We start from the raw sequence: 25299 nt of genomic DNA, 5'->3' as shown, positions 1-25299 counted from the left end.
TGCAATTGCGCAACTGATCACGGAAGGATCCCCCTGCTTCATCGGGTTTCGACAGGTGCATTTCAGTAGATCGGTGCGTCTCTCGGTGAGACCGGGTCAAAAGTGATTGTTCCTCACCTATCTACAAAAATGAGAATACATCACTAATGTTGCCTGACGACCCCCCTCTTGGGGGGCCAAGCGTCGTCCCGGGGGTCAGTAGGCGAGCGGGTGGCTGCTCAGGCCGGCGACGGTGGCGATGGACGCCGCGATCTCCAGGGCACTCGTCGCAGCTGGCGAGGGAGCATTCAGCACGTGGACCTGTCGCGGGGCGGACTGGATGACGAAGTCGTCGGCGAGCGAACCGTCCCGCCTGATCGCCTGGGCCCGCACTCCGGCACCCGCTCGGACGATGTCGGCGGTCCCGAGCTCGGGAACGAGCCGCGCCAGACTCCGGGCGAAGACCCTCTGCGACAGCGATCGAACGACCTCGGCCGCGCCGGTGCCGAGGTTGTTCCGCGCCATGCGCAGGAATCCCGGATAACCGAGCGCGTCGATCGTGTCACGGAGGTTGACCGTTCCCCAGTCGTACCCCTCCCGGGCGAGCGCGAGCACGGCGTTCGGGCCGGCATGCACTGTTCCGTCGATCATCCGCGTCAGATGCACGCCCAGGAACGGAAGCTCAGGATCGGGAACCGGGTAGATGAGCCCGTTCACCAGATCGCGCCGCTCCGCCTTCAGCTCGTAGTACTCACCGCGGAAGGGGACGATGCGCACCTCGGGCTCGACCCCGGCCAGGGCTGCGATCCGGTCGGCATGAAGCCCCGCGCAGTTGATGAGGAGATCGGCTCGCACCTCGCCCCTGCTGTGGAGCACCCGCACGCCCTCGTGGTCGGCGAGGATGCGCTCGACCTTGGCGCCGGTCAGCAGGTCCGCACCGTGGATGGTCGCGAGTTCGGCGAGCTTCCGCGTGACCGCCGGATAGTCGATGATGCCGGTGGACTCGACCCGCAGCGCACGGACGGCGCTCACGTGCGGCTCGTACTCGCGGGCCTCGTCCGCTCCGATCAGCCGTGACGGCACTCCGTTGGCGACAGCCCGCTCAGCGAGGATCATCAGGCGCGGGATCTCCTCGTCGTCGACGGCGACGATCAGTTTGCCGGGCACGCTGTGCGCGATCCCGTGCTCCTGCGCGAACTCGACCATCGACCGGTTGCCGGCCGCGCACATCCTGGCCTTCAGGGAGCCCGGGGCGTAGTAGGGCCCGGCGTGGATGACTCCCGAGTTGTGGCCCGTCTGATGTGCGGCCCAGGTCTGTTCCTTCTCCAGGAGGGTCACCACGTGCCCGACGCGCGACAGTCGCTCTGCGACGGCCAATCCGAGGATCCCGCCGCCGATGATCACCACCGACTGACTGAGCACGTGTACCCCTCCAAATGGGTATGGAAGTCCTGATGTTAGCCCCGATCCAGTATAAGTGAGGATTTTTCACCCTCGAATTGGGGGGCGCCGGAACCCGATGACGCGGTAGCTTAGTACCGGTGATATGAGCAATCTTCACTTACTGAGTACGCGAACCGCTCGTGGCGCGATGGTCTCCGCGCACGGTTCTCGAAAGAGACAACTGGTCGACGTTTCCGAACAGGGGGAGTTTCCGTGAGCAACCGTGCTCCAATCCAGGCACCCGAGGTCCTCGAGCGTGTGCGCACCTACAGCGCACTCGCCCAGCGCGGTCTTCCTGCCTCGTACATGGCGGACACCGCCGAGTTCAGCCAGACGGTTCGAGGATCGCGGACGACACCCGACTCGAGCGAACTCTGGCGAGAAGGACGCAACCTGCGCTACGCCGCGATCGTCGCCCTCGGCCTCGCATCGCTGACCGGATCCGCCCAGCAGTCGATCCTGCGAGGTTCCACGGCCGCCGACCTCGTCGCCGCAGCCCGACCGCGCGCAGCCGTCTCCACCGACCCCGGTGCGATCGCACTCGTGGCCTGGGCGACCGCCGAAGTCACCGGAGAGCCGGACGACGACCTCCTCGCACGGCTCAGCCGGCGCCTGACCGACGGGCACCCACTGCCGACGGTCGACACCGCGTGGATGCTCACGGCAGCGGTCGCAGCGCTCCAGGCGACGGCGGGGGCGGCGCCGCACGCGAGGGACATCGCGCGGGTCGCCCGCAACCGGCTCCTGGAGGCCCAGGGAGAACAGGGCATCTTTCCGCACGCGCTTCCCGCCGGCTCCCTCGGCCGCTTCCGTGCGCACGTCGGCTGCTTCGCCGACCAGGTGTACCCCATCCAGGCTCTGGCACGGCTCGCCGCCTACGACGGCGATGAGACGGCCCTCGCCGCAGCCAACCGCGCAGCTGAGCGCATCTGCGCGCTGCAGGGAGACGCCGGCCAATGGTGGTGGCACTACGACGCCCGTCACGGGTCCGTCGTCGAGGGCTATCCCGTCTACAGCGTGCACCAGCACGCGATGGCGCCCATGGCGCTTCTCGACCTGGCCCAGGCAGGAGGCGACGACCACTCCGACTCCATCGTTCGCGGCCTCGAGTGGCTCACGACGCATCCGGAAGTCGACGAAGAACTCGTCTCCGAGGACGAGTCCCAGATCTGGAGGAAGGTGGGCCGCCGAGAGCCCGCCAAGGCGGCGCGCAAGCTCTCCGCCGTCACGACATCGATCAAGGCGGGCTGGCACCTGCCGGGAATCGACACCCTTTTCCCCGCGAACCAGATCGACAGGGAGTGCCGCCCGTACGAGCTCGGCTGGCTCGTGTACGCGTGGCGACCCGTCGAAGACACCATCGAGGAGACGTCACGATGACCTCCACCTCCGCCGGCGCCGGCGACACGACCCGCGGCGGGCAGCTGCTCTACGGCCTCGAACTCGACGCGCTCACCATGGACGAGGTGCTGGAACGGGCACGAGTGTCCGTCGCCTCGAGACAGCGGTACCTCATCGGCGTCGTCAACGCGGCGAAGATCGTGAAGATGCGGCACGACGAGCTGCTCCGCGACTCGCTGATCGAAGCCGACGTGCTCGTCGCCGACGGCCAATCGGTCGTGTGGGCGAGTCGCCTCCTCGGCCGCCCGCTGCCCGAGCGGATCGCCGGCATCGACCTCTTCGAACGACTGCTCAGGTCAGCAGACCGGGAAGGGCAGTCGATCTACCTCCTGGGTGCGAAACAGGATGTGCTCGACACGCTGGTGTCGCGCATCCGGGCCACCTACCCCCGCCTGACGGTGGTGGGAAGCCGGAACGGCTACTTCTCCGACGACGAGTCGGCCGATGTCGCCCGTGAGATCGCGGAGAGCGGCGCCGACATGCTCTTCCTCGGCATCACCTCGCCGAAGAAGGAGATCTTCCTCGCCCGGTTCGGCGACGAACTCGGCGTTCCGCTGCTTCACGGCGTCGGGGGATCGTTCGACGTGATGGCAGGCGTGACGAAACGGGCCCCCGCCTCCTGGCAGAACGCGGGGATGGAGTGGGCCTATCGGCTGCTCCAGGAGCCTCGGCGCATGTGGAAGCGGTACCTGCCGACGAACACGGCGTTCATCGCCCTGACCGCCCGCGAGCGCTGGCGCCCGACCGCCGCGTTCACCCTCGCACAACCGACACAGAGGTCTCACAATGGATAACACGTTCACCGGCAGAGTCGCGATTCTCGGACTCGGCTACATCGGCCTGCCGACCGCGGTCGCGCTCGCGACACGGGGAATCGAGGTCATCGGCGTCGACATCAACGAAGCGACGGTCGAAGCGGTCACCCAGGGCCACGTTCCGTTCGTCGAACCCGATCTGGCGATCGCGGTCAGCGGCGCCGTGAGCGTCGGCCGTCTGACGGCGACGACAGAGGTTCCCGAGGCCGACGCCTTCATCATCGCGGTGCCGACGCCGTTCCAGGACGACCACACCGCGGACCTCTCTTATATAGAGGCCGCGGCGGGACAGATCGCGCCCAAGCTCCGAGCCGGCGATCTGGTCGTGCTCGAGTCCACGTCGCCGCCCGGGACCACCGAACAGGTGAGCCGCTGGCTCGCCGAGCTGCGGCCCGACCTGCGCTTCCCGCACGAATCGGAGGGCCTGCCCGACATCCACGTCGCACACTGCCCCGAGCGGGTGCTGCCCGGCCGGATCATGATCGAGATCGTGACCAACGACCGGGTGATCGGGGGCATCACCAGGCAGTGCGCCGAGCGGGCCGCCGCTCTCTACCGGGTCTTCACCCAGGGCTCCATCCTGACGACGGATGCGGCGAGCGCCGAGATGGCGAAGCTGGTCGAGAACGCGTATCGCGACGTCAACATCGCCTTCGCGAACGAGCTGTCCCTGATCGGCGAGCGGCTGCGCCTCGACGTGTGGGAGATCATCCGGCTGGCCAACCACCACCCGCGGGTCAACATCCTCTCCCCCGGTCCGGGCGTCGGCGGTCACTGCATCGCGGTGGACCCGTGGTTCATCGTGGGGGCGGCACCGGATCTCGCACGCCTGGTCCGCACTGCCCGGGAGGTCAACGACTCCAAGCCCCTGCACGTCGCCAAGCAGGTGATCGAACGCGCCTCACGTTTCCGCAACCCGACGGTCGCCTGCCTGGGACTCACGTTCAAGGCCAACGTCGACGACATGCGGGAGAGCCCGGCGGTCGATGTCGTCGAGGCGATCGCGAACGCCGAGCCCGACCTCGACATCCGGGTCGTCGAACCGTTCACCCACTGCCTGCCCGCCCAGCTCGAAGGCCGTCCCAACGTGCGGTTGCAGTCGGCGTCGGATGCGATCGACGAGGCGGACATCCTCGTACTGCTCGTCGACCACGAGCAGTTCAAGGCCATCCCCAAGACTCGGCTCGAGGGCAGGGTCGTGTTCGATACGCGGGGCGCGTGGCGCTAGTGCCATGACGGTCACGGAGCATCCACCACGAGCGTCGGGCGTGCTCGTCGTCGTCGTCACGTACAACAACGCCGAACACCTCGACGCGCTGCTGCAGTCGATCCTGGCCCAGGACATCGCTGTGCCCGCCCGCACCGTCGTCGTCGACAACGGCTCGTCCGACGAGACGGTGGCGATCGCGCGGCGGGAGGGTGTCACGGTGATCGAGACCGGGGAGAACCTGGGCTACTCGGGAGCCATCAATGTGGCCCGCGGCCAGCTTCGGCCGGGCGAAGCACTCGCCGTGCTGAATCCGGACCTCGTCGTGAGTGCCGGCGCGTTCGATCGCCTGCTGACTGCTCTCGACGACCAGACGGTCGGGATCGCCGTACCGCAGCTGCGGAACGGGGACGGGAGCCTCTATACGAGCCTCCACACCGAGCCGACCGTCATCAACGCACTGGGAGAGGCCCTCTTCGGAGCGCACCTCGCGAACCGGCCGCACTGGCTCGGAGACACGCTCCGTCGCGCCGACGATTACGCCCGGGATCGTGACGTCGCGTGGGCGAGCGGCGCAGCCCTGTTGGTGGCGCCGGACTGCGACGCCCAGGTCGGATCGTGGGACAGCGAGACCTACTTCCTGTACTCGGAAGAGATGGACTACGCACGACGCACGCGCGATGCCGGGTACCGCATCCGGTACCTTCCGGAGGCCGAGGCGATCCATATCGGAGGCGGTTCAGGCCGGTCGCCTCGCCTGGCGGCGCTGCTGGAGGTGAATCGCATCCGCTACTTCTCAGCGCATCACTCGCGCCTCGCGACGGCGCTGTTCCGCTCGGCGGTGGCGCTGCAGTACCTCGCCAGGTCGTGGAAACGGGAGAACCAATTCGTGGCGCGCGTCGTCTGCACCCGGTCGCTGTGGGCGACCCTGCCTCCCGCGCTCGAACCCCAGCAGCAACCGGCCGCGCCGGCCGCGCCGCCTATGCCGACGGCGTGAACGATTCCGGTCGGGGACCGAGGCCGAAGAAGTACTCGACGGCGCCGAGGATGCGGCGGGCAGCGAGCCCGTCTCCGTACGGGTTCACCGCGTGCGCCATCGCCTCGTATGCGGCGCGGTCTGTCAGCAGCTCCGTCGCCTCCGCGACGATCGCCTCCTCATCGGTGCCGATCAGCCGCACGGTGCCCGCCTCGACCGCCTCGGGCCGTTCGGTCGTCTCGCGGAGCACGAGCACCGGCTTGCCGAGGCTGGGCGCCTCCTCCTGAACTCCGCCGCTGTCGGTGATGACGATCGTCGACGCGGTGAGGAGGAACGCCATGTCGACGTAGTCCACCGGTTCGGTGACGATCACGTTCGCGAGACCGGCCAGCGGGGGCAGGAGGGTGTCCCGAACGGTCGGGTTGAGGTGGGCGGGGAGCACGAACATCGTCTCGGGAAAGGCCGTCGACAGCCGGGCGATCGCGCGCCCGATGTTCGCCATCGGCTCGCCCCAGTTCTCCCGGCGGTGGCTGGTGATTAGTACCGTGCTCTTCGACTCGGCGACACCGGCGAGCGCGGGGTCGGTCGCCGGGAGGTGACGGGCCGTCACGTCGAGCAGTGCGTCGATTACCGTGTTCCCCGTCACGTGGATCGACTCGGGGTCCACTCCTTCGGCCAGCAGGTTCGCGCGCGAGGTGGCGGTCGGCGCGAGGTGGAGGGAGGTCAGGGATGTGGTCAGCCGGCGGTTGATCTCCTCCGGAAACGGGTTGTACCGGTCACCGGTGCGCAGCCCCGCTTCGACGTGGGCGACGGGAACCTTGGCGTAGAACGCCGCGAGTGCGGCCGCGAAGACGGTGGTGGTGTCGCCCTGCACCATGAGCAGATCCGGACGCTCGGCTTCGAGGATCGGACCGAGCCCCTGCACGATGGCGGCGGTGATCCCGGCGAGATCCGGCCGGTCCTTCAGAACGTCGAGGTCGTAGCGCGGTTCGATGCCGAACAACCGGTTGACCTGGTCGAGCATCGACCGGTGCTGGCCGGTCGCGACCACGATTGTTTCGATCTTCTTCGACGACTCCAGCGCGTGCACGACCGGGGCGAGCTTGATCGCTTCGGGCCGGGTTCCGGATACCACCAGTACTTTCGGCAAAGCCACACCTCGGATCTTCTCTAATCTGAAAGGAAATGGCCGGTCAGATGGGTAATTGCTGACGAGTCAGGAGCGTTGACGCCCGCCCTTCGCGGGCGGGGCTTCCCGGCCGATTCGATCCTATGGTCTGGGTTGGCATACGTCACGGATGGATCGTCGCGAAGTACATCGCCCGCGTGTCGCGACCCCCGTTTTGGGGACTTTTGCTCACGTTGATCATGTATGCTCCCCGGCAAGAGGTGCGGTAACTTGGGTGCCACGCTCTGTCCAAGGGGGTTGGACGGCTGTTTCGAGCCATGTGCCCTGTTCCTTCCGTACTCCATCACAACCGAGTTACTGGAGATCTATAGATGAGAAGTCTGCCTGCTGCCCACCGGCAGAAGACGCCCATCCGTCCACGTCGAATCGCGTTGATCGGCGCTATCGCGGCTGCGGCCGTGGTCGGCGCAACCGTCCCGATCAGTGCATTCGCAACCGCAGCGGTGAACAACGCCGCTGCCCAACAGACAACGGCGAGCGCCGAGACCCTCTTCGGGAACTCCGCACCCGCTTCGGCCAAGGTCGATCCCGACCGCAACAGCGTCGAGCTCGGTACGAGCTTCACGGCGTCCGTCGCCGGCAAGGTCGTCGGCGTCCGCTATTACAAGACCGCCGAGAACAAGGGGACCCATGTCGGGAACCTGTGGGACAGCACGGGCAAGCGCCTTGCGACCGCGACGTTCTCGTCGGAGTCCGCTTCCGGATGGCAGTCGGTGCTGTTCGAGAAGCCGGTGACCGTCACGCCGGGTCAGCGCTACGTCGCGTCCTACCTCGCGCCCGCCGGTCACTACGCGGCAACCGTCGGGTTCGTCCCGCCGGCGTCCGCTTCGAAGTACCTCTCGACTCCGCGCGAGAGCGGCGTCTATTCGTACGGCAAGAAGAGTTCGTTCCCGGCCAAGACCTGGCAGCACTCCGGCTACTGGGCCGACGTGCTGTTCGCGCCGGCCGACGGTTCGTCGACTCCGGGTGGTCCGACCACTCCGCCGACGACACCGCCGACGACGACTCCGCCCACGACGCCGCCGACGACCACTCCGCCCACGACGCCGCCGACGACCACTCCGCCGACGACGCCTCCCACCACTCCGCCGACGACGACGCCGCCCACCGGCCCGTCCGACGGTTCGGGGAGCACGGCGTTCGCCGGGGCGAGCAACACCGGCCCCAAGGCTGCGGGCTTCAACCCGACGCAGAAGTACACCGGTCCGATGACGATCACCAAGAGCGGCACCGTCATCACGAACCAGGTCATCCCGGCCGGACTCGTGATCAGCGCTGACGATGTGACCCTGCAGGGCAACATCATCGCCGGCCCGACGGACATCTCGTGGGACCAGGCGGCCGTTCAGGTCACCGGTAAGAACGTCAAGATCGTGGACAACGAGATCCGCGGCAATTCGGCGACCGATTGGAAGCAGACTCCTGTTTCAGGCCTGAAGCTCCAGGGTGCGAACCCCGACTTCGAGCGGAACAACGTCTACTGGATCGGCGGCGACGGCGTCAGCGTCTGGGGTTCGGATGCCCGCATCATCGGCAACTGGGTGCACGACTTCGTGCTCCGTGACGGCGTTCACTACGACGCCGTGACCTACCCCGCCAACCCGTCGGTCACATCCCCGGGCCTGATCCAGGACAACACCATCGAGCTGTGGGTCTCGGCCGGCATGACCGCGTCACTGTCGTTCCCCGACACCGCGAGCAAGATCGTCGTGAACCACAACCTGCTCGCCGGTGGCAACTACACCATCATGAGCGGTGGCGGCGGGATCACGATCACGAACAACCTCTTCTGGACCAAGTTCTCCAGTAAGGTCGGACTGTACGGAACCAATGCCCATCTCGGAATCGTTCCAGGAGTCACGTGGTCGAACAACGCGTACACCAGCGACGGGGTGACGGTCGGCGCTCCCGTGAAGCGCTGACTCCCCCGGCCTCCGGAATTCCGGAAGCCGACCATTCAGTTCGCATCGCCTCGACGGTTGAGTCCGTCGAGGCGATGCGTGCTCTCTGGGAGGGTATGCGCGTCGACAATCTCGACGCGAACATCGACTATTTCCTCACCGTCGCCACGCACCTGCCCGGCACGCTGAGCCCTCATGTCGTGCTCGTCGAACGGGCTGGTCGCGATCCCATGATCGTCGTCGCCCGCCTCGAAGAGAGACGGTTCCCGGTCAAGGTCGGCTACCGGGAGCTCGTGCGGCCGCGGCTCCGGTCGATCGTCGTCGCGTTCGACGGGATCCTCGGCGCGGAGACGCCCGCAGACCTGGAGACGTGCGTCGAGGCCCTCGGCGAATCACTGCGTGGCCGCGGGATCGACGCGGTCGTGCTTCAGAAGGTGGCGGTCGATTCGCCGGTGTTCGAGGCGGCGGCGCGGCTCGGGCGCCGGTCGAGGCTCCGCGGTCTTCCGTCGGCGACGCGCTGGCTGCTCGACCTGCCCGACAGCATGGAGGCCCTGCTCGAGCGCCGGTCCGCCAAGGCCCGCAAGGAGACGCGCTACGAAGAGCGCAAACTCTTGCGCACGTACGAGGATGACGTGCTGGTGGAGCGACTCGATCTCGGCCCCCGCGATCGCCTGCGCGCCGACATGGAGGCCGTCGCCCAGACCACCTACCAGCGTGCGCTCGGTGTCGGGGGCGGCGAGAGCGGCCTGGACGACGCGCTCACCGAGCTCGGCCTGGACAACGGCTGGCTGCGGGTGTGGATGCTCTACCTCCGTGGCGTGCCCGTCGCGTTCTGGAAGGGAACGGCACAGGGTCACGTCTTCGCCACCGACACTCCGGGCTACGACCCGGCGTATGCGAAGGACCGCGTCGGCACCTACGTGATGCACGCGATGCTGGCCGACCTGTGCGCCGATCCCGCCATCACCGTCGTCGACTTCGGGCACGGCGATGCCGAGTACAAACGGCGCTACTCCACCCGCAGCGTCGAGCAGCAGGACGTCGTGCTCCTCGCGAGGCGACCACGGCCGGCGATGGTCGGCGGCTTCGTGTCGTCGACGGCGGCGGTCAACCGGCTGGCGTATCGGCTGCTCGGCAGCACCGGCTTCGCGGCCCGGCTGCGTCGACGGTGGCGCACTCGGCTGTCGACGTCGAACCCGACACCAGGCTCGACCACGACACCCACCTCAGCCTCGGCGCCGACCGACGAGTGATCACGCGCGCGAGCGGTCGCGCGCATCCGTGAAGAGCTCGATCATCCGGCGCCCGGCGGCGTCCCACGTGAGGTCGGCCGATGCCGCGATGCCCGCCGCGCGCATCCGGTCCCGCATGGCGCCGTCCCCGCGCAGCTGAGACAGCTGGGCCGCCAGCGCGTCGACGTCGCCGGCGTCGTGCAGCATCCCGTCGACGCCGTCGGTGACGTGCGACCCCGACGCCCGCGACACCAGCGGGATGCACCCGGTCGCGAGCGCCTCATAGGTCACCAGCGCGCTCCCCTCCTCGACCGAGGGCAGGAGGAGCACATCGGCCGATCGCAAGAGGTCCGCCGTGTCCGAGACGAACCCGAGCGTGCGCACGCCCGGGTCGTCAAGCTCGGTGCCGAGGCGCTCCCGATAGCCCGGAGCGAACCGTCCGGCGATCAGGAAGACGCCGTCGACGCCGGATGCGCGCCACGCCTCGAGTGCGTAGTGCAGCCCCTTGCGCGGCTCTGCCGATCCGAGGAAGAGTGCCGTGAACGGGCGGCCCCCGCTGTCGTCCCTGCCGACGGCGTCGAAGCCCGACGGGTCGTATCCGTACTGGTGGCGCGCCAGCTTGGCGGCAGGCACCCCCTGGGCCAGGAAGGACTGCTCGACGTGCTCGGACGGCACCAGGATGAGCGCGGCAGCGTCGTACTCCGCACGTTCCCGGTCCAGGCGGCCCGCATCCTGGTGGTGCGACTGCCCCTTCGGGATGGGGACGCCGATCCGCGCGGCCTCGGCTTCGGCGACGGCGTAGGCGGCGGCCGTGTGCGAGTTGGGAGCCTCACGAGTGCCGAGGATCCCCTGCTCGTGCGCTGCGCGCAGTGTGCGCAGCGCTCCGAGGGGCCAGGCGTGCACGACGTCGAAGTCGCCACGGCTCACCATCGAGGCGACCCGGCGATCGTGGAACCGGAAGGCGCGTTCGACGGACCCGAACGCACGATGCGGCAGCCGCCGGCCGAACACGACCAGCGTCTCCACCGCGCCGGGCAGGTCGGTCCCCGGATGCACGGAGGTCGCCACGACCGTGACGTCCGCACCGGCCGAACGGAGCGCGCGGACCTGGTTGAGGGCGGTGACCCCGATGCCCGGCGCGCCGATGGCGTGGGGGAAGCTGTAGAGGATCCGGAGAGTCATTCCACGGTGGCCCATCGTCGACGATCGGGATGGGCGGCCGCCCCACTGGCTCGTACCCCCACTGTGCGAACAGTGTTTCGTGTAGCCTGAACGCGATCCTCCCGGAAGGGTTCCATCATGGCATACGAGTCCCCCTCGGCGACGGTCGTGGTGCCGGCGCACAACGAGGAATCCGGGCTCCGGCGTTTGCTCCCCGCCCTCCTCGGCTCGGCCGAACCGGGCGAGTTCCGGGTGATCGTGGTGTGCAACGGATGCACCGACGGGAGCGCCGACGAGGCCGCCCGGCACGGCGACGATGTCGAGGTGATCGAGCTCGCTGAGGCGTCCAAAGCGGCGGCGCTCGAAGCAGGCGGAGCGCTGGTCGAGTCGTTCCCCGTGGTCTACGTCGACGCCGACGTCGCACTCGACGCGACGAGCCTCAGGGCGCTCGTGTCGTTCGTCGGTCACGAGGGAATCGTCGCGGCCGGCCCGGTGCGACGTCAGGACCGCGCCGGGGTGTCGCTCGCGGCCGGCTGGTACTACGACGTCTGGGAGCGACTCCCCCAGGTGCGCACCGGTCTCTTCGGGCGCGGAGTGATCGCGGTGTCCGAACAGGGTTTCACCCGGGTGCGCGCGCTGCCGCGCTACATCTCCGACGATCTCGCGTTCTCCGAGGCGTTCGAGCCGTCGGAACGGGGGATCGCCGAAGATGCGGTGGTGACCGTGTGGCCGGCCCGCACCTGGCGCGCGCTGCTGAAGCGGCGCATCCGGGTCGTGCAGGGCAACCGCGAGCTCGGAAAGGACGGCTTGGTCTCGGATTCCGCGTCGACCGGCATCGGCGACCTCGTCGCCTTGGGCCGCGCCGAGCCGCGACTGATCCTGCGGCTGCCCGTCTTCGTCGCGACAGCGGTCATCGCGCGCGCGGCCGAGAGGATGCGCCGGGGCGACCGCTCCACCTGGCATCGGGACGAGACGAGCAGGACCGCATGAGCCGAGGGGGGTCGGCCGCCGAACGGGGCGGTTTCGGAGGGCAGTCCTGGCACGGGCTCATCGTGATCGCGTCGAGCACGTCGTGGGATGACACCTGGCTGTCCGAGAAGCACTTGGCGATCCACCTCGCGCGGCTCGCTCCGGTGCTGTTCGTCGACCCTCCGGTCTCGGTGCTCACGCCCCTGCGCAAGCCCGCTCTGCGGAGCTCGACGACAGGACCGCGGCTCCGGATGGTCGGACCGAACCTCGCGAGACTCACGCCCCTCACCGCCCCGGGCATCGGCCGACCCGTTCTCCGAACGGTCGCCGAGGTGGTCACCCGGCGGTCGATCGCGAACGCCGTGCGCCGGCTGGGCGTCACGCCCAGAGCGCTCGTCGCCGCATCGCTCGACGACGTCTTCGGTTCGTGCCGAGCGGATGCGAAGGTCATCTACGGAACGGACGACTGGATCGCCGGTGGCGAGCTGATGGGCATCTCGACCAGCTGGCTCCGCCGCCGCGAGCGCCGGCAGTTCGGCCAGGCGGACGTGGTCGTCTGCGTGTCCGACCGTCTGAAGGAACGCTGGTCGCCGCTCGCGAAACGCATCGTCGTCGTTCCGAACGGTTGCGACACCGACCGCTTCGCCGACCTCGATGCGGCACCGGCCGCCGCCGACGTGGTCCTGACCGATCCGATCGCCGGCTTCGTCGGCCACCTCTCCGATCGCATCGATCTGGCCGTGCTCGAGGCGGTCGCGGAGACCGGTGCATCCCTCCTGCTCGTCGGACCACGACAGCTGACCTTCGATGCCGAACGGATCAGCGCCCTGATCGCGCGCGAGAACGTGCAGTGGGTCGGCGCCCAACCCTTCGAACGCCTGCCGTCGTACATGCGGCGCATCCGGGTGGGACTCACGCCGTACACCGACACCGATTTCAACCGGGGCAGCGATCCGCTGAAGACCCTCGAGTACCTGTCGGCCGGAAAGCACGCGGTGGTGAGCGACCTGCCGAGCACGCGGCGCATCCCGAGCGGTCTCGTCGACATCGCGGACAGCGCTGAGGCCTTCGTGCGGCTCACGCTCGACGCGCTCGCACAGCCTCCGGATGCGGACGCCGAGAATGCGCGCCGCGCCTACGCGGTGAGTCAGAACTGGGACGCCAGGGCGCGCGAGTTCCTCGCCGCCATCGACGGCTGATCAGACCCCGCTGGGCACCCGGACCCGGGGCCGGGAGCGCGGCCGCTCGGGCTGGATCGAACGGGCGCCGACCTCGAGGCTCTGCTGCTTCGGACCGAGCGTCCCCATGAGCGCCAACGTGATCAGGATGCCGAGGAGGGCCGTGGCTCCGACGGCTCGCACGCGGCTGCCGCCGGCGACGGTGAGCTGCGGCTCGAGCGGATTGAGGTTGACCCGCACGCGATTCGCCGCGGCGACGCCTTGGGCGTCCTGCACCCGATCCAGGGTGGCGCGCACGTCGGCCAGCGCGAGAGCCATCTGTCTGCGCGCCTCGGCGGGAGTCGATCCGACCGCCTGGATGTCGAGGAACGGCTGGTCGAAGCGGTACTGCCACTGGCCGCCGCCGTTCGGCTGCTGCACGGCGTAGCCATCGCGGACGCCCTCACCGGCGAGCGTGACGCCGTCGGAGACCGTCTGCGCCGCTCCGTCACCGCCCTCGACGGCCCGGGCGACGACCCCGGCCATGTCGATGAGCGACTGCGACGTGTTCGTGTAGGCATTGAGGGGCACGGATGCGGGCCGCAGCACGACGACGTTCACCTGCGACAGATAGACCGGCTGCGCGTGACTCACCCAGGCGACCGCGAGGCCCGTGAGCAGCACGCAGCAGATGGTCAGCAGCTTGCGCTGGAAGGCCACGGTGAACAGATCCCACACGGTCATACGATCCCCCCCTCTTGGGCGTCAAGGTTGTCACGGCACATAACATAGACTAAACCTCATCTTTTGGAATAATGCTCATCTTTTAACCGTGTGCTTGGGAGGACGCCGGTGGATCTCTTCGAAATCGTTCGTGCGGCCGGTCGCCGCTGGTACGTGCTGGTCGCCGGTCTCATCCTGACCGGCGGGCTGGTGATGGCCGTGCTGCGGATCATCCCGCTGACCTACGACGTGCAGTCATCGGTGCTGCTCCTGCCGCCACGGCAGACCGCGTCGGCCAACGGCCCCGTCACCGACGGCGGCAATCCGTTCCTCAACCTCGGCGGCCTGGATGTGGTCGCGGGGGTTCTCTCCAAGTCACTGATGGACTCCGCCTCGGTGGAGAGCATCGTGCCCAAGGGTTCGCACGCGGAGTACACCGTGGAGCCCGACCCCTCCGTCTCCGGCTCCGTGCTCGCCGTGACGGCCTCCGACCGCACGCCCGCCGGCGCGTTCTCGACGCTCGACAGCGTGCTCGCTCTGACCACGACCCGGCTGAAGGCCCTTCAAGACGAAGTCAACGCGACCGGCGGAAGCCAGGTGCGGCTGATGGTGATCACCGACAACACCGTCGCGGAGCCGAACACGTCGGCGCTGGTGCGCACGCTCATCGTCGTCGTCGCGGCCGGACTCGTGATCACGGCGCTGCTCGCGATCTCGGTCGATGCCCTCCTGCGACGCCGGAAGACCCGCAAGGCGGCCCGCCTGGCCGCACGGGAGGCGGCGGAAGAGGACTCCGCGGCGAGCGCCGTTCCCGACGCCCGCGCGCCCTCCGGCAAGCGAGCGAGCCCGGGCAGAACCGCGCGGCCCGCAAAGCCCGCGACCTCGGGCAAACGACGACGGCCCGCTGAGCCGGCGGTCTCCACCACGGCCGACGTCGCGCGCGAGCCGGTCGTCGCCGAACCTGTGGAAGCCGAAGCCGCGGCCACCGAACCCCGCTTCGACTTCGACGACTTCGACGATGCAGTCGACGACTCCGTGGAGTTGTCCGACGATGTCGCCCGCGACGACGACGATGCGGACCTCGTCGCAGACAGACGGTGACGGTTCGACGGTGAGCAGGGTGGCGCTGACGTCGCCGACGGTTCAGGAGGGCTCGCGGCTGGATGCGTCCTGGCTGCTGACGGGCTACGTGCTCGTGCTCCTGCTCATTCCGGCGAACCTCACGATCTCGGCGCTCGGTGCCGTCGGAACTCCGGCCCTGCTCGTCGGGCTGGCCGCCCTCATCTGGTGGGTGGGCGCGCAGATGAACCGGTCGATCGCATCCCTCAGCCCACCCCAATCGGTCCGCCGTGCGATGCTCGGCTTCACGCTCGCCGTGCTGATCAGCTACGTCGTCGCGACCATGCGGCCGATCGACGGCCTGGAGCTGAACTCGGCCGATCGCGGGCTGCTGCTGATCGCATCCTGGCTCGGAATCGTGCTCCTCGCCTCTGACGGCCTCACCACGACCGCGAGGATCGAGCGGCCCCTGCGCGTACTGGTCATCGTCGGCGGCATCATCGCCACGATCGGCATCCTCCAGTTCTTCACCGGCAAGGCGATCGTGGATGTGATCCAGATCCCGGGGCTCACCCCCAACACCTCCCTCACGAGCATCTACGGCCGCAACGGCTTCAACCGGGCCGCCGGAACATCGACGCACCCGATCGAGTTCGGCGTGGTGCTCTCGATGATCCTTCCGCTCGCGCTGCACTTCGCGTTCGCGGACACCCACCGCAGCAAATTCGTGCGATGGTTCCCGGTGGCGGCGATCGCCTTCGCGGTGCCGATCACCATCTCACGCTCCGCTCTGGTGGGCGTGGTCGTCGCACTGGCGATCCTGATGCCGATCTGGCCCAAGCGCCGGCGGCGGATGTCGTACGCCGTGATCGCCGCGATCATCGTCGCCGTGTACGTCACCATTCCCGGGATGCTCGGCACCCTGACCCGGCTCTTCACCGGCATCTCGGAGGACGGCAGCGCGGCATCGAGGACCGACAGCTACGCGCTCGCGTGGGAGTTCATCAAACGATCCCCCGTGTTCGGTCGAGGACTCGGCACGTTCCTGCCGCAGTACCGCATCCTCGACAACCAGTACCTCGGACTCCTCATCGAGGTCGGCATCCTCGGCACCGCCGCGATCCTGACGCTCTTCATCGTCGCGATCCTCACCGGTTTCGCCACCCGCAAGATGTCCTCCGACCCGGTCATCCGCAGTCTCGCGCAGGCGCTCGCGGCGATGGTCGCCGCCGGTGCGTGCAGCTTCGCCACCTTCGACGCGTTCGGTTTTCCGCAGGCATCGAGCCTGGTCTTCTTCGGCGTCGGCTTCATCGGCGCGCTGTCGAACGTGCTCAAACGCCAGACGCTCGCGGCGGCCGGGATCACGAATCCGGCTCTCTCGGCGCGACCGAAGCGCTCCAAGCGCTCGAAGCGCAGAAGCGCCCGCTAGCCGACGGCGTCGAGGAGAACCTCGACCACGACATCCTGCTGCTCGGCGGTGAGATGCGGATAGATCGGCAGCGACAGGATCTGGTCGGCGGCCCTTTCGGACACCGGGAAGTCCCCGCGCCCTCGGCCCAGACCGGACAACGCCTCGGTGAGGTGGAGCGGCGTCGGGTAGTGGATCCCCGCTCCGATCCCCGCCTCGTTCAGCCGCGCGAGCACGCGGTCCCGCTCCTCGACGCGCACCACGTAGAGATGCCAGACGTCCTCGTTTCCCGGTGCCGAGCGCGGGGTTGCGACGGCGGAGCCTGCGAGGAGCTCGCTGTACCGCTGCGCCGCGGCCACGCGCATCCGGTTCCACGCTGCGAGTCGCCGCAGCTTGGCCCGCAGGACGATCGCCTGCACCGTGTCGAGCCGTGAGTTGAATCCGACCGCCTCGTGCACGTACTTGGTGCGGCTGCCGTGCGCGCCGAGCAGCCGGAGCTTCGCAGCGGTGTCGTCGTCGTTCGTCGTCACCGCTCCGGCATCACCTGCCGCTCCGAGGTTCTTGCCCGGGTAGAAGCTGGTGCCGGCGACGGCGCCCAGCGTGCCTGCCGCCTGTCCGAATCGTCGGGCGCCGTGGGCCTGGGCCGCGTCCTCGACGACGGCCAGGCCCGCCTCGGCCGCGGCTGCGAGCTTCTCGACCGGAGCGACCTGCCCGAAGAGGTGCACGGGAACGACCGCCCGCGTGCGCTCCGTGATCGCAGCGACGGCGAGCTCCGGATCGATGAGCAGATACTCGTCGTCGACATCCACGAGCACCGGCGTCGCACCGATCCTCATCACGGCCTCCGCCGTGGCGATGAAGGTGTTCGCGGGAACGATCACCTCGTCGCCGTGGCCGACCCCGACAGCGCGCAGCGCGAACTCGAGCGCGTCCGTGCCGTTGCCCACACCGATGCAGTGGCGCGCGCCGATGAACGACGCATACTCGCGCTCGAATTCTTCGACCTCGGGACCGCCGATGAAATGCCCGTTCGCGTATGCCTCGCTCAGCGGGCCGGCGATGTCTTCGGCGATCTCCGCCTGCTGTGCCCGCAGGTCGACGAGGGGGATTGTCATCGAGCGTTGTCCTTCCGTTGTATTCCGACGCTGGACCGTCGCAGCACCACCGTTCCGGTGCCGTGCTCTGGCCGATGGTCGACGAGATCGAATTCGCGTCCGGCGATCAGGTCTTCAAGGATCCTCTGACCCGATGGTTCGTTGACACCCTCCATGATGATCGTCGCCGCCCGTCCGAGCGCGACCGAACCGCCGAGCAGGGCGGTACCGCCCGAGGTGACGAAGTAGAGCGAGGTCTGGTCGTCGACGCGGGCGTGTGCGTCCGGCTCGGAGTCGGAGGGGAACGTCGTCACTTCGCGCACGGCCGGATTCTCCAGCAGACCGCTCCTCACCGCGCGAGCCGATCTGCTCCATCCGTCGTTCCCGAGCACGATGACCGCTGTCGACACGGGCTCGCGCTTCGCGTAGTCGCCGACGAACCGCGACCAGGGGTCGCTCGTGAGGCGTCTCTTGAGGGGCGAGAGTCGTGCCCGCACCCAGCGTTCCGCCGTCGACCGCGAGTCGCCCTTCCGGAGGCGGGCCAGTCGCGCCTCGACCCGGAAGCGGCCGCGCCAGCCGGCGCGCACTGCCGGCAGCGGCGCTGTACCGCTCTCAGCCGACGAGGTCCCGTGCTGCTCCGACAGCCGTGCTGCAGGACCGGCCTGCCCGCACGCCCGCAGCATCGCCACGAGCCGGAGAGTCCACTGTTCATCGGTGGAGTCGGGCGGCGGGCAGACGGATGCGCGCGGGCGCGCGCCCGGGTCGCTCACCTCCGCGCCGGTCAGCGCTGCGACGGCAGCGCGCACCCGATCCAGCTCCGGATGGGACATGCCCGGATACTTCTCGGCCGCGATTCGGGCCGCCGCGAGATCGCCGGCGCACAGCAGCATCCGGAGCTCCGTCGCCCACTGCACCGGGTCGGGCTCGGCGGCACCGTACGTCGACGACGCCTTGATCGCGCGGGAGACCCAGTCCTGGGCGGCGGCGGGGTCGCCCCGGAGAAGACCCGTGAACGCCAGGCCGATGGCCGCTTCGGGCATGAAGTAGTAGTTGATGCAGCGCAGGAAGTCACGCTCGGCGGCGGCGATGTCTCCGCTGTCGACGGCCTCCCAGCCCTGCGCGAGCAGCACCCGGTCGGGGCCGGAACCGACGACCCTGCCGGTCAGGAGATCCGTGTCGGGCGTGGCGAGCTCGAGGCGGCCGTCGGGCCAGGTCTGCCTCAGCCGGACTCCGGTTCCGTGCTCGCGCACCAGCTCGAACCACTGCCGCACCTGATCGCGCTTCGCGACGGTGTGGCGCTCGTGCACCAATCGGTGCCCTGCCAGCGTGATCCGGTCGAGGTCGTCGGGGTTGCGCAGAAGCTGGTCGAGCTTGTCGACGACATCGGACGCGTCGGCGAAGACGCAGTTCACCATGTCCTCGAATCCGAAGGCCTCCACTGCAGCCGTGCGTTCGGTGACCAGGCAGGCCATCGAAGCCGGGATCTCGAGGTGCTTGCGCACCAGATCCCGGGAGATCGTGCCGCACGTCGGCACGAACACGCTCGAATTGAGCAGCCGCGCGTACTCCTCGCCGCGCACCATCCGCTCCGTGCCGCGTGCCTGGCCCCAGCCGAAATGGGGCATCGTCGTCGTGATGAACTCCGGGGTGACCGCACGGCTGACCGCGTTCCGCCACGGATAGTGCCAGGCCTGGCTCCCGGTGAAGAGGACGGGGATGTTCTTGGGCAGGCCGTAGTCGTGGAAGACCGCGGGGTCGACGGCGTTCGGCCAGACGAAGAGCCTGTCCGCGATCTCGGGCGTGTACTCCGCCATCGACATCGAGGTCGTGAAGAACCAGTCGACGTTCCAGCGCGCCATGTCGGCGACGAATGCGGCGCGTGACGAATCGAAGGCGTCCGCGTGGAGGAAGCCCAGCTTGGGGATCTCGGGATGGCTGGTGGTGTTGCTGATCGACCGGTCGCCCGCATAGACACCGGATTCGAACACGCTGAGGTCGGGCTGGTACGCGTCGCAGATCCGGCCGTAGTCGCAGTCGCGGTCGATCACGACGATGTCGAAGAACTGCTCCAGGGTCGCCAGCTGCTCGCTCACGTGCCCTTGCAGGAAGGCTGGGAGGCCGGGCCGCGTCCAGCGGAAGTAGACCATCCTGGGCTTGGCGCCCGCATCCGTCGTCGTCATGTGCGCACCGGCTTGCGGGCGAGGAAGCGGAGAACCGAGTCGTAGCCGCCGAGCACCGGCGCCAGCTTCGCGGTGATGCGGGAGGGAAGGTGCTCACGGATCATCGGGAGCGCGACGACCAGGTACGCGAAGAGCCCGGCCGTGCCCCCCACGGCGAGCCTGAGGAAGCTGCCGTCGAGCGAGAACATCGCTGCGTACGCGACCGCTCCGCCGAACAGTGCTGCGAGGATGGGCGCGGCAACGGCCTTCAACAGGAGCCGCGGAGCCGACCGGAGCACCGGCCTGAGCGTGACGAGGTACATCGGAACGACGATGACCACGATGACCACCACATGGGCCAGGGCGGCCCCTTCGATGCCCATCCACTGCACGCCCAGCCACATCGCGACGAGCAGCGTGCCGAGCCAGACCGCCTGGATCATGAAGACTCGTCCGGTGCGGCCGACCCCGACGAGGAGGTTCGACAGCAGCAGGGACACCGCGAAGATCGCGCCGTAGACCGCCAGTATCGCAAGCACCGGGCCGGCCTGCGTCCACTGGGGTCCGTAGAGCACGGCGATGATCTCCGACGAGAGCACTGCGGTCAGCGCGCCGACCGGGAAGGCGACGAGGGCGACCAGCCGAACCCACCGTGACAGCGTCTCCCTCAGCTTGTCCGGCTCAGCGCGCAGTGCCGACAGCGCGGGCATAGCGACGCCGTTGATCGTGCCGGCCAGGGCTGCGGTCGACCATGAGGCGACGCTGAAGGCCAGGGTGTATATGCCGAGGAGCGCCGGACCGAGAAGGTTTCCGATGAACGCGAAGTCGGCGTTGAGCAGAAGGTAGTTGAGCAGGTTCGCTCCGGCCAGCGGCAGACCGAATCCCAGCACGACGCGTGCCTGCAGCTTGTTCCAGCGCGGCGAGTACCACGGGCGGGCGGCCCAGATCACGTACGCCCCGGTGATCACCTGCGCAGCCACCCGCGACCAGGCGAAGGCCAGGGCGCCGTCGCCGTTGATGGCGAGAACGACGAGGAGGGCGTTCGACGGGACGAAGGCGATCGCCGTCGCGGCGAAGAGTCTGCCCTGCCGGAAGTCACGGGCGAGGAGGGCGTACGAGACGGTCGTCAGCGAGCTGAGGAAGACGCAGATCGAGAGGATGCGGATCGCCGAGTCCGCCTCGGGCGCGCCGAGGGCGGCGGCCAGCGGTTCCGCGAACGCGGCCATCGTCGTGGACAGGATGACCCCGCTCGCCATCGACAGCAGGGTGACCGTCGGCGCCGCGAGCGACACGTCGACATCCCGTCGCAGGATGCAGGCCGAGAGTCCCAGCTCGCCGAACGACGAGACGATCGTGTAGACGAGAGCTGCCACGGTGAAGACACCGAAATCGTGGGGCGACACGATGCGCACGACCACCGCCATGACGGCGATACCGGCCACCCGCGTCACGAGGGTGTTGATCAGGCTCCAGGTCGCACCGTGACTGAGCCTGCGCACTTTCGACGGCGGCTCCTGGTCGTTCGCGTGATGATCCTGCTGCTCGGCCTTGCGCATCGTCATCGTCCGACCGCGTTCCGGCCGGCGAGCACGAGCGGCGCAGCCGGCACGCCCACCCACGTCTCCCCGGACGGCACGTCGCCGAGGACGACCGAGCCCATCCCGATGATCGCGTCCGGGCCGATCGTCGTGCGCTCACGCACGCCGGCGTTCATCCCGATGTACGCCCCCGTTCTCACGAGAACCGTTCCTCCGAGCGCGACCCCTGCAGCGAGGGTGACGAAGTCTTCGACCACATCGTCGTGCGTGACGGTGACATGCGGCATCATCACCACGTGACGACCGATCGTCACATCCGCGGTCAGCACGGTGCCGGCGAGAAGGATGCTCCCCCGTCCGACCTCGCAGCCCGGCGGGATGCGCACCGAGTCGTCGATCAGAGTCGCGTAGCGGTCGTCTCGCACGCCGATGAGGCCGAGACGTTCCACGACGCGCCGCCGGCCGGCGCCCGAGCCGACGCAGACGAGGAGGGCCGTGCTGAGCTGAGCGGCCAGCTCGGTGCCTCCGAGCACGGGCGCGCCACCGACCATGGTTCCATGCAGTTCGGGGTTGTCGTCGAGGATCCCCACGACGTCGAACGTGTCCTGGTCAGCCGCGATCACCTCTCGCGACAGGCCGCTGGCGGCGATCAGGACGACATCGGTCACGCTGCACCTCGCAGCGCGGCGGCACCCCTCAACGCCTCGACGACCCGCTCCTGTTCCCCCTCGGTCATCTGGTGGAAGACCGGGAGGATGATCGAGTTCTTCGTGAGACGCTCCGTCACCGGCAGTGCGACCCGGCCGGTGTCGACGTTCCGGTACGCCGGTTGCAGGTGGGAGGCCATGATTCCGCGTCGCGCGGAGATGTCGGCTGCGGCCAGTGCCTCGAGCACACCCTCGCGGCCGGTGCCGAACGACGGCTCGACCTCGACCCAGTACGACTGGAAGTTGCTGGTGCCCCAGGCGGGATCGCGGACCGGGCGCAGACCCTCGATGTCCGCGAGCTGCCTCGCGTACTCTGCAGCGATCTCGCGGCGACGGGCGACGATCGCGCCGAGCCGGCCGAGCTGCACGATGCCGATCGCGGCTTGCAGGTCGGTCATGCGGTAGTTGAAGCCGATCTCGAGATACTCCTCGGCGGGTGGGAGCACGCTGGCCTGCCGGTCCTTCGCCGAGATGCTCATGGCGTGTTCGCGGAGGTGCCGGGCGCGCGCGGCCCAGTCCGGGTTGCTCGTGGTGAGCATCCCGCCCTCTCCCGTGGTGAGCAGCTTGCGGGGGTGGAACGACCACGCCGCGACCTCTGCCCCTGCACCGACCGGGCGGCCCTTGTAGGTCGAGCCGGCGCCGCAGGCGGCGTCCTCGATGACCGTGATGCCCAGGGGATCGCAGAGCGCCCGGATGGAGTCGAGGTCGACAGGAACACCGCCTTGATCGACGGCGATCACCGCGCGGGTGCGATCGGTGATCGCTGCCGCGACCGTGTCGGCCGTCAGATTGCCCGTGGTCTCGTCGACGTCGGCGAACACCGGATGCGCGCCCACGTACGTCGGCGCGTTGGCCGTGGCGATGAAGGAGAAGGACGGGACGACCACGTCGTCGTCCCGTCCGACACCGGCCACCACGAGCGCGAGGTGGAGCGCGGTGGTGCAGTTCGACGTGGCGACGGCGTCGGACGCGTCCATCGCCGCCGAGAATTCGTCTTCGAAGCGCGCGACGCGAGGACCCTGGGCGACCCAGCCCGACTCGATGACCTCGGTCACCGCGGCGATCTCCTCCTCGCCGAGCCAGGGCTTCATGACGTTGACGCGGTTCATGAAGCGACCAGGGTGCGACCGGCGGCGATCTCCTCGCGGAGCGGGGCCCACCATTCGACGAGCTCCCGCAGGCCGGTGGTCAGCGGGACCTCGGCGACGAAGCCGAGATCTTCGCGCGCGGCCGACGTGTCGGCGAGCCGCCGGGTCACGCCGTTCACGGCCCGCTCGGGCCCGTGCTCGACGCTGAGGTCGGAGTCCATGGCCTCGAGCAGCGCCTCGGCCAGCCCGAGCAGGCTGGTCTCCGTGCCGCTGGCGATGTTGTACACGCCCTCGGTGAGGTCGCTCGCTGCGGCGAGCAGGTTGGCGCGTGCGATGTCGCGGGTGAACACGAAGTCCATCGTCTGGAGGCCGTCGCCGAAGATCAGGGGCGGCTTGCCGTCGGCGATGCGTTCCATCCAGCGGACCAGCACCTCCGTGTAGAGGCCGTGCACGTCCATCCGGGGTCCGTAGACGTTGAAGTAGCGCAGGGCGACGTAGTCGAGCCCGTTCATCGCGCGGAAGCTGCGGAGCATCCCTTCGTTGAACGACTTCGCGGCACCGTAGAAGGTGTCGTTGTTGTGGTGATGGTGGCGTTCCGGTGTCGGGAACTCCTCGGCCAGCCCGTAGACGGATGCGCTGGACGCGCTGATCAGCTTGCCCACGCTGTGCTCGACCGCCGCCTCGTACACGTTGAAGCTGCCGTCGACGAGGACCTCGAGCGCCAGCCGGGGATCCTCGGCGCACTGGGTGATGCGGATGGCGGCCTCGTGGAACACGAGGTCCTTTCCGCGGGTCACGTCGTGGACCAGGTCACGGTCGCGCAGGTCGCCCTCGACGAGCGTCACCCGTCCGGATGCGAATGCGTCGGCGAGGTTGGCCGTGCGGCCCCGCACGAGGTTGTCGAGCACGTCGACGTGTGCCGCCCCGGCCGTCAGGAGCTGGTCGACGATCTCCGAACCGATGGTGCCGGCACCGCCGGTCACCAGGACGTTCGCGCCCTGCAGTGTGCTCATGACAGTCCTCCCACCAGGATGCGCTCATCGAACGGTGGCACGGCGGCGCCACCCAGGTCAAGACTCCGTGTCGCGCCCTCGAGAACGGCGAGGACCCGCAGGCCCGCCTCCCCGTCGGTGCGGGAGGGACGCTTCTCGTGGATGCTCGCCGCGAACTCGGCGGCCATGGCTCCGAGCGCCTCGCGCTCCGGCAGGGCGGGCGACCAGGTGTCGCCGAGCCGGTACGAGATCGTCGCAGCCCTGCGGTCGGCCTCGTCCCGGTTCTGAAGCTCGAGGTCGACTCCCCGGTCGTAGACGCTCAGGCGCTGCTGCGGGTTGAGGTCGTCCCACACGAGGGTGCGACGCGTTCCGCCGATGATCATCTGTCGGATCTTGGTCGGGCTGAGCCAGTTGACGTGCACATGGGCGATCGCACCGTTCTCCAGCGGGAGTGTCAGGTAGCCGATGCACGATTTTCCCGAGCCGAGCGGATCGGCGCCCTGCGCCGAGACGGACAGCGGTCGAAGTCCGCCGGGGAGCACGAAGTCGATGATCGACAGGTCGTGCGGCGCGAGATCCCAGAACACGTCGACGTCGGGCTGGATGAGCCCCAGATTGATCCGGACCGAGTCGATGAAGAGGATGTCGCCGAGCGCGCCCTCATCGATCAGCTCGCGGATCTTCAGCACGGCCGGCGTGTAGCAGTACGTGTGGTCGGCCATGAGCACGAGCCCCTGCTCAGCGGCGAAGGCGACCATCTCCTGGCCGCGCTCCCCGGTGTCGGCGAGCGGCTTCTCGACCATCACGTGCTTTCCCGCGGCCAACGCTGCCCGCGCCACCGCGTGGTGGGTGCGGGCGGGCGTCGCGACCGCCACCGCGTCGATCTCGTCCGACTCCAGCAGCTCGGCCAGGTCGGTGACCACCCGCGCGCCGCCGACCTTGTCGGCGAGCGCTTGGGCGCGGTCCCGGTCGAGGTCGCAGATCGCGACCAGGTCCCAGTCGGGGCTGCCACGGAAATTGCGGGCCAGATTCGGCCCCCAGTAGCCGGCGCCGACGACGGCGATCCTCAGCTTTTCAGTCATCTCTACTCCCCCAATGGAG

The 25299-nt window shown here is 68.7% G+C and carries 21 protein-coding genes; 10 read left to right on the top strand and 11 right to left on the bottom strand.

Translation table 11 applies throughout. From position 1 onward, the window contains the following. Window positions 1–195 precede the first annotated feature (195 nt). Entirely contained in the window at window positions 196–1401 is a 1206-nt protein-coding gene (lhgO, locus tag ACFVV0_RS17400) for an L-2-hydroxyglutarate oxidase (protein ID WP_387065899.1), read from the bottom strand. 234 nt (window positions 1402–1635) lie between these two features. Here lhgO and ACFVV0_RS17395 point away from each other — a divergent pair, with 234 nt between their 5' ends. The 4 genes from ACFVV0_RS17395 to ACFVV0_RS17380 are packed head-to-tail and all read left to right on the top strand — an operon-like array spanning window position 1636 to window position 5842. Continuing rightward, window positions 1636–2802 carry a hypothetical protein gene (locus tag ACFVV0_RS17395; RefSeq protein ID WP_387065897.1) on the top strand — a complete coding sequence of 389 codons (1167 nt, stop codon included), beginning with the start codon at window positions 1636–1638 and terminating at the stop codon, window positions 2800–2802. Next, window positions 2799–3617, top strand: coding sequence for a WecB/TagA/CpsF family glycosyltransferase (locus tag ACFVV0_RS17390; protein ID WP_387065894.1), 819 nt, complete (start codon window positions 2799–2801; stop codon window positions 3615–3617). Before ACFVV0_RS17395 ends, ACFVV0_RS17390 begins: the two co-directional genes overlap by 4 nt. Beyond that, window positions 3610–4866: a UDP-N-acetyl-D-mannosamine dehydrogenase gene (gene wecC / locus ACFVV0_RS17385; protein WP_387065891.1), complete on the top strand. Its 1257-nt coding sequence runs from the start codon at window positions 3610–3612 to the stop codon at window positions 4864–4866. The genes ACFVV0_RS17390 and wecC overlap by 8 nt, the downstream gene beginning before the upstream one ends. 4 nt (window positions 4867–4870) lie before the next feature. Then, on the top strand, window positions 4871–5842 hold the full coding sequence (locus ACFVV0_RS17380; RefSeq protein ID WP_387065889.1) for a glycosyltransferase family 2 protein: 972 nt from the start codon (window positions 4871–4873) through the stop codon (window positions 5840–5842). Here ACFVV0_RS17380 and wecB read toward each other — a convergent pair. After that, window positions 5826–6977, bottom strand: a complete 1152-nt coding sequence (gene wecB, locus ACFVV0_RS17375; RefSeq protein ID WP_387065886.1) for a non-hydrolyzing UDP-N-acetylglucosamine 2-epimerase — start codon at window positions 6975–6977, stop codon at window positions 5826–5828. The two genes, ACFVV0_RS17380 and wecB, sit on opposite strands and share 17 nt — an antisense overlap. Window positions 6978–7321: 344 nt before the next feature. Between wecB and ACFVV0_RS17370 the strand changes: the two genes are divergently transcribed. Further along, window positions 7322–8932: a DUF4082 domain-containing protein gene (locus ACFVV0_RS17370; RefSeq protein ID WP_387065883.1), complete on the top strand. Its 1611-nt coding sequence runs from the start codon at window positions 7322–7324 to the stop codon at window positions 8930–8932. A gap of 95 nt (window positions 8933–9027) precedes the next feature. Continuing rightward, window positions 9028–10164, top strand: coding sequence for a GNAT family N-acetyltransferase (locus ACFVV0_RS17365; RefSeq protein ID WP_387065880.1), 1137 nt, complete (start codon window positions 9028–9030; stop codon window positions 10162–10164). Here ACFVV0_RS17365 and ACFVV0_RS17360 read toward each other — a convergent pair whose 3' ends face one another. Further along, entirely contained in the window at window positions 10165–11325 is a 1161-nt protein-coding gene (locus ACFVV0_RS17360) for a glycosyltransferase family 4 protein (RefSeq protein ID WP_387065877.1), read from the bottom strand. Between the two features lie 117 nt (window positions 11326–11442). Here ACFVV0_RS17360 and ACFVV0_RS17355 point away from each other — a divergent pair, with 117 nt between their 5' ends. Continuing rightward, window positions 11443–12294 (top strand): glycosyltransferase, encoded by an 852-nt coding sequence (locus tag ACFVV0_RS17355; RefSeq protein WP_387065874.1) that lies wholly within the window; start codon window positions 11443–11445, stop codon window positions 12292–12294. After that, a complete protein-coding gene (locus tag ACFVV0_RS17350; protein WP_387065872.1) occupies window positions 12291–13472 on the top strand; it encodes a glycosyltransferase in 1182 nt (393 codons plus the stop codon). The genes ACFVV0_RS17355 and ACFVV0_RS17350 overlap by 4 nt, the downstream gene beginning before the upstream one ends. On the opposite strand, the gene ACFVV0_RS17345 is transcribed toward ACFVV0_RS17350, so the two are convergent. Beyond that, window positions 13473–14174: a hypothetical protein gene (locus tag ACFVV0_RS17345; RefSeq protein ID WP_387065869.1), complete on the bottom strand. Its 702-nt coding sequence runs from the start codon at window positions 14172–14174 to the stop codon at window positions 13473–13475. Between the two features lie 108 nt (window positions 14175–14282). Between ACFVV0_RS17345 and ACFVV0_RS17340 the strand changes: the two genes are divergently transcribed. Both ACFVV0_RS17340 and ACFVV0_RS17335 read left to right on the top strand, forming a co-directional pair. Then, a complete protein-coding gene (locus ACFVV0_RS17340; RefSeq protein ID WP_387065866.1) occupies window positions 14283–15254 on the top strand; it encodes a hypothetical protein in 972 nt (323 codons plus the stop codon). Window positions 15255–15264: 10 nt separating this feature from the next. Further along, entirely contained in the window at window positions 15265–16641 is a 1377-nt protein-coding gene (locus ACFVV0_RS17335) for an O-antigen ligase family protein (RefSeq protein WP_387065863.1), read from the top strand. Here the strand turns inward: ACFVV0_RS17335 and ACFVV0_RS17330 are convergent. From ACFVV0_RS17330 to ACFVV0_RS17300, 7 genes are read right to left on the bottom strand one after another with little or no spacing between them, the layout of a single operon-like run. Continuing rightward, window positions 16638–17735 carry a DegT/DnrJ/EryC1/StrS family aminotransferase gene (locus ACFVV0_RS17330; RefSeq protein WP_387065861.1) on the bottom strand — a complete coding sequence of 366 codons (1098 nt, stop codon included), beginning with the start codon at window positions 17733–17735 and terminating at the stop codon, window positions 16638–16640. The two genes, ACFVV0_RS17335 and ACFVV0_RS17330, sit on opposite strands and share 4 nt — an antisense overlap. After that, window positions 17732–19894 carry a glycosyltransferase gene (locus ACFVV0_RS17325; RefSeq protein WP_387065859.1) on the bottom strand — a complete coding sequence of 721 codons (2163 nt, stop codon included), beginning with the start codon at window positions 19892–19894 and terminating at the stop codon, window positions 17732–17734. Before ACFVV0_RS17325 ends, ACFVV0_RS17330 begins: the two co-directional genes overlap by 4 nt. Next, the gene (locus ACFVV0_RS17320) at window positions 19891–21435 is read right to left on the bottom strand and encodes an oligosaccharide flippase family protein (RefSeq protein ID WP_387065856.1); all 1545 of its coding nucleotides are present in this window, start codon (window positions 21433–21435) and stop codon (window positions 19891–19893) included. The genes ACFVV0_RS17325 and ACFVV0_RS17320 overlap by 4 nt, the downstream gene beginning before the upstream one ends. Continuing rightward, window positions 21432–22079 carry a NeuD/PglB/VioB family sugar acetyltransferase gene (locus tag ACFVV0_RS17315; RefSeq protein ID WP_387065854.1) on the bottom strand — a complete coding sequence of 216 codons (648 nt, stop codon included), beginning with the start codon at window positions 22077–22079 and terminating at the stop codon, window positions 21432–21434. Before ACFVV0_RS17315 ends, ACFVV0_RS17320 begins: the two co-directional genes overlap by 4 nt. Continuing rightward, entirely contained in the window at window positions 22076–23227 is a 1152-nt protein-coding gene (locus ACFVV0_RS17310) for a DegT/DnrJ/EryC1/StrS family aminotransferase (protein ID WP_387065851.1), read from the bottom strand. Before ACFVV0_RS17310 ends, ACFVV0_RS17315 begins: the two co-directional genes overlap by 4 nt. Further along, window positions 23224–24219 (bottom strand): NAD-dependent epimerase/dehydratase family protein, encoded by a 996-nt coding sequence (locus tag ACFVV0_RS17305; protein WP_387065848.1) that lies wholly within the window; start codon window positions 24217–24219, stop codon window positions 23224–23226. Before ACFVV0_RS17305 ends, ACFVV0_RS17310 begins: the two co-directional genes overlap by 4 nt. After that, window positions 24216–25280: a Gfo/Idh/MocA family protein gene (locus ACFVV0_RS17300; protein WP_387065845.1), complete on the bottom strand. Its 1065-nt coding sequence runs from the start codon at window positions 25278–25280 to the stop codon at window positions 24216–24218. The genes ACFVV0_RS17305 and ACFVV0_RS17300 overlap by 4 nt, the downstream gene beginning before the upstream one ends. Between the last annotated feature and the right edge of the window lie 19 nt (window positions 25281–25299).

It is taken from the genome of Leifsonia sp. NPDC058230, from assembly GCF_042882245.1.
Lineage (GTDB): Bacteria > Actinomycetota > Actinomycetes > Actinomycetales > Microbacteriaceae > Leifsonia.
Note: the sequence above shows the minus strand (reverse complement) of the source record. Positions and strands in the feature narration are given on the sequence as shown.

Bases quoted from the DNA above. Each gene is read 5' to 3' on its own strand.
- ACFVV0_RS17390 (WP_387065894.1), top strand. From the start codon at position 2,799: ATGACCTCCACCTCCGCCGGCGCCGGCGACACGACCCGCGGCGGGCAG.
- wecC (WP_387065891.1), top strand. From the start codon at position 3,610: ATGGATAACACGTTCACCGGCAGAGTCGCGATTCTCGGACTCGGCTAC.
- ACFVV0_RS17380 (WP_387065889.1), top strand. From the start codon at position 4,871: ATGACGGTCACGGAGCATCCACCACGAGCGTCGGGCGTGCTCGTCGTC.
- ACFVV0_RS17370 (WP_387065883.1), top strand. From the start codon at position 7,322: ATGAGAAGTCTGCCTGCTGCCCACCGGCAGAAGACGCCCATCCGTCCA.
- ACFVV0_RS17365 (WP_387065880.1), top strand. From the start codon at position 9,028: ATGCGCGTCGACAATCTCGACGCGAACATCGACTATTTCCTCACCGTC.
- ACFVV0_RS17360 (WP_387065877.1), bottom strand. From the start codon at position 11,325: ATGACTCTCCGGATCCTCTACAGCTTCCCCCACGCCATCGGCGCGCCG.
- ACFVV0_RS17355 (WP_387065874.1), top strand. From the start codon at position 11,443: ATGGCATACGAGTCCCCCTCGGCGACGGTCGTGGTGCCGGCGCACAAC.
- ACFVV0_RS17350 (WP_387065872.1), top strand. From the start codon at position 12,291: ATGAGCCGAGGGGGGTCGGCCGCCGAACGGGGCGGTTTCGGAGGGCAG.
- ACFVV0_RS17345 (WP_387065869.1), bottom strand. From the start codon at position 14,174: ATGACCGTGTGGGATCTGTTCACCGTGGCCTTCCAGCGCAAGCTGCTG.
- ACFVV0_RS17330 (WP_387065861.1), bottom strand. From the start codon at position 17,735: ATGACAATCCCCCTCGTCGACCTGCGGGCACAGCAGGCGGAGATCGCC.
- ACFVV0_RS17325 (WP_387065859.1), bottom strand. From the start codon at position 19,894: ATGACGACGACGGATGCGGGCGCCAAGCCCAGGATGGTCTACTTCCGC.
- ACFVV0_RS17320 (WP_387065856.1), bottom strand. From the start codon at position 21,435: ATGACGATGCGCAAGGCCGAGCAGCAGGATCATCACGCGAACGACCAG.
- ACFVV0_RS17310 (WP_387065851.1), bottom strand. From the start codon at position 23,227: ATGAACCGCGTCAACGTCATGAAGCCCTGGCTCGGCGAGGAGGAGATC.
- ACFVV0_RS17305 (WP_387065848.1), bottom strand. From the start codon at position 24,219: ATGAGCACACTGCAGGGCGCGAACGTCCTGGTGACCGGCGGTGCCGGC.
- ACFVV0_RS17300 (WP_387065845.1), bottom strand. From the start codon at position 25,280: ATGACTGAAAAGCTGAGGATCGCCGTCGTCGGCGCCGGCTACTGGGGG.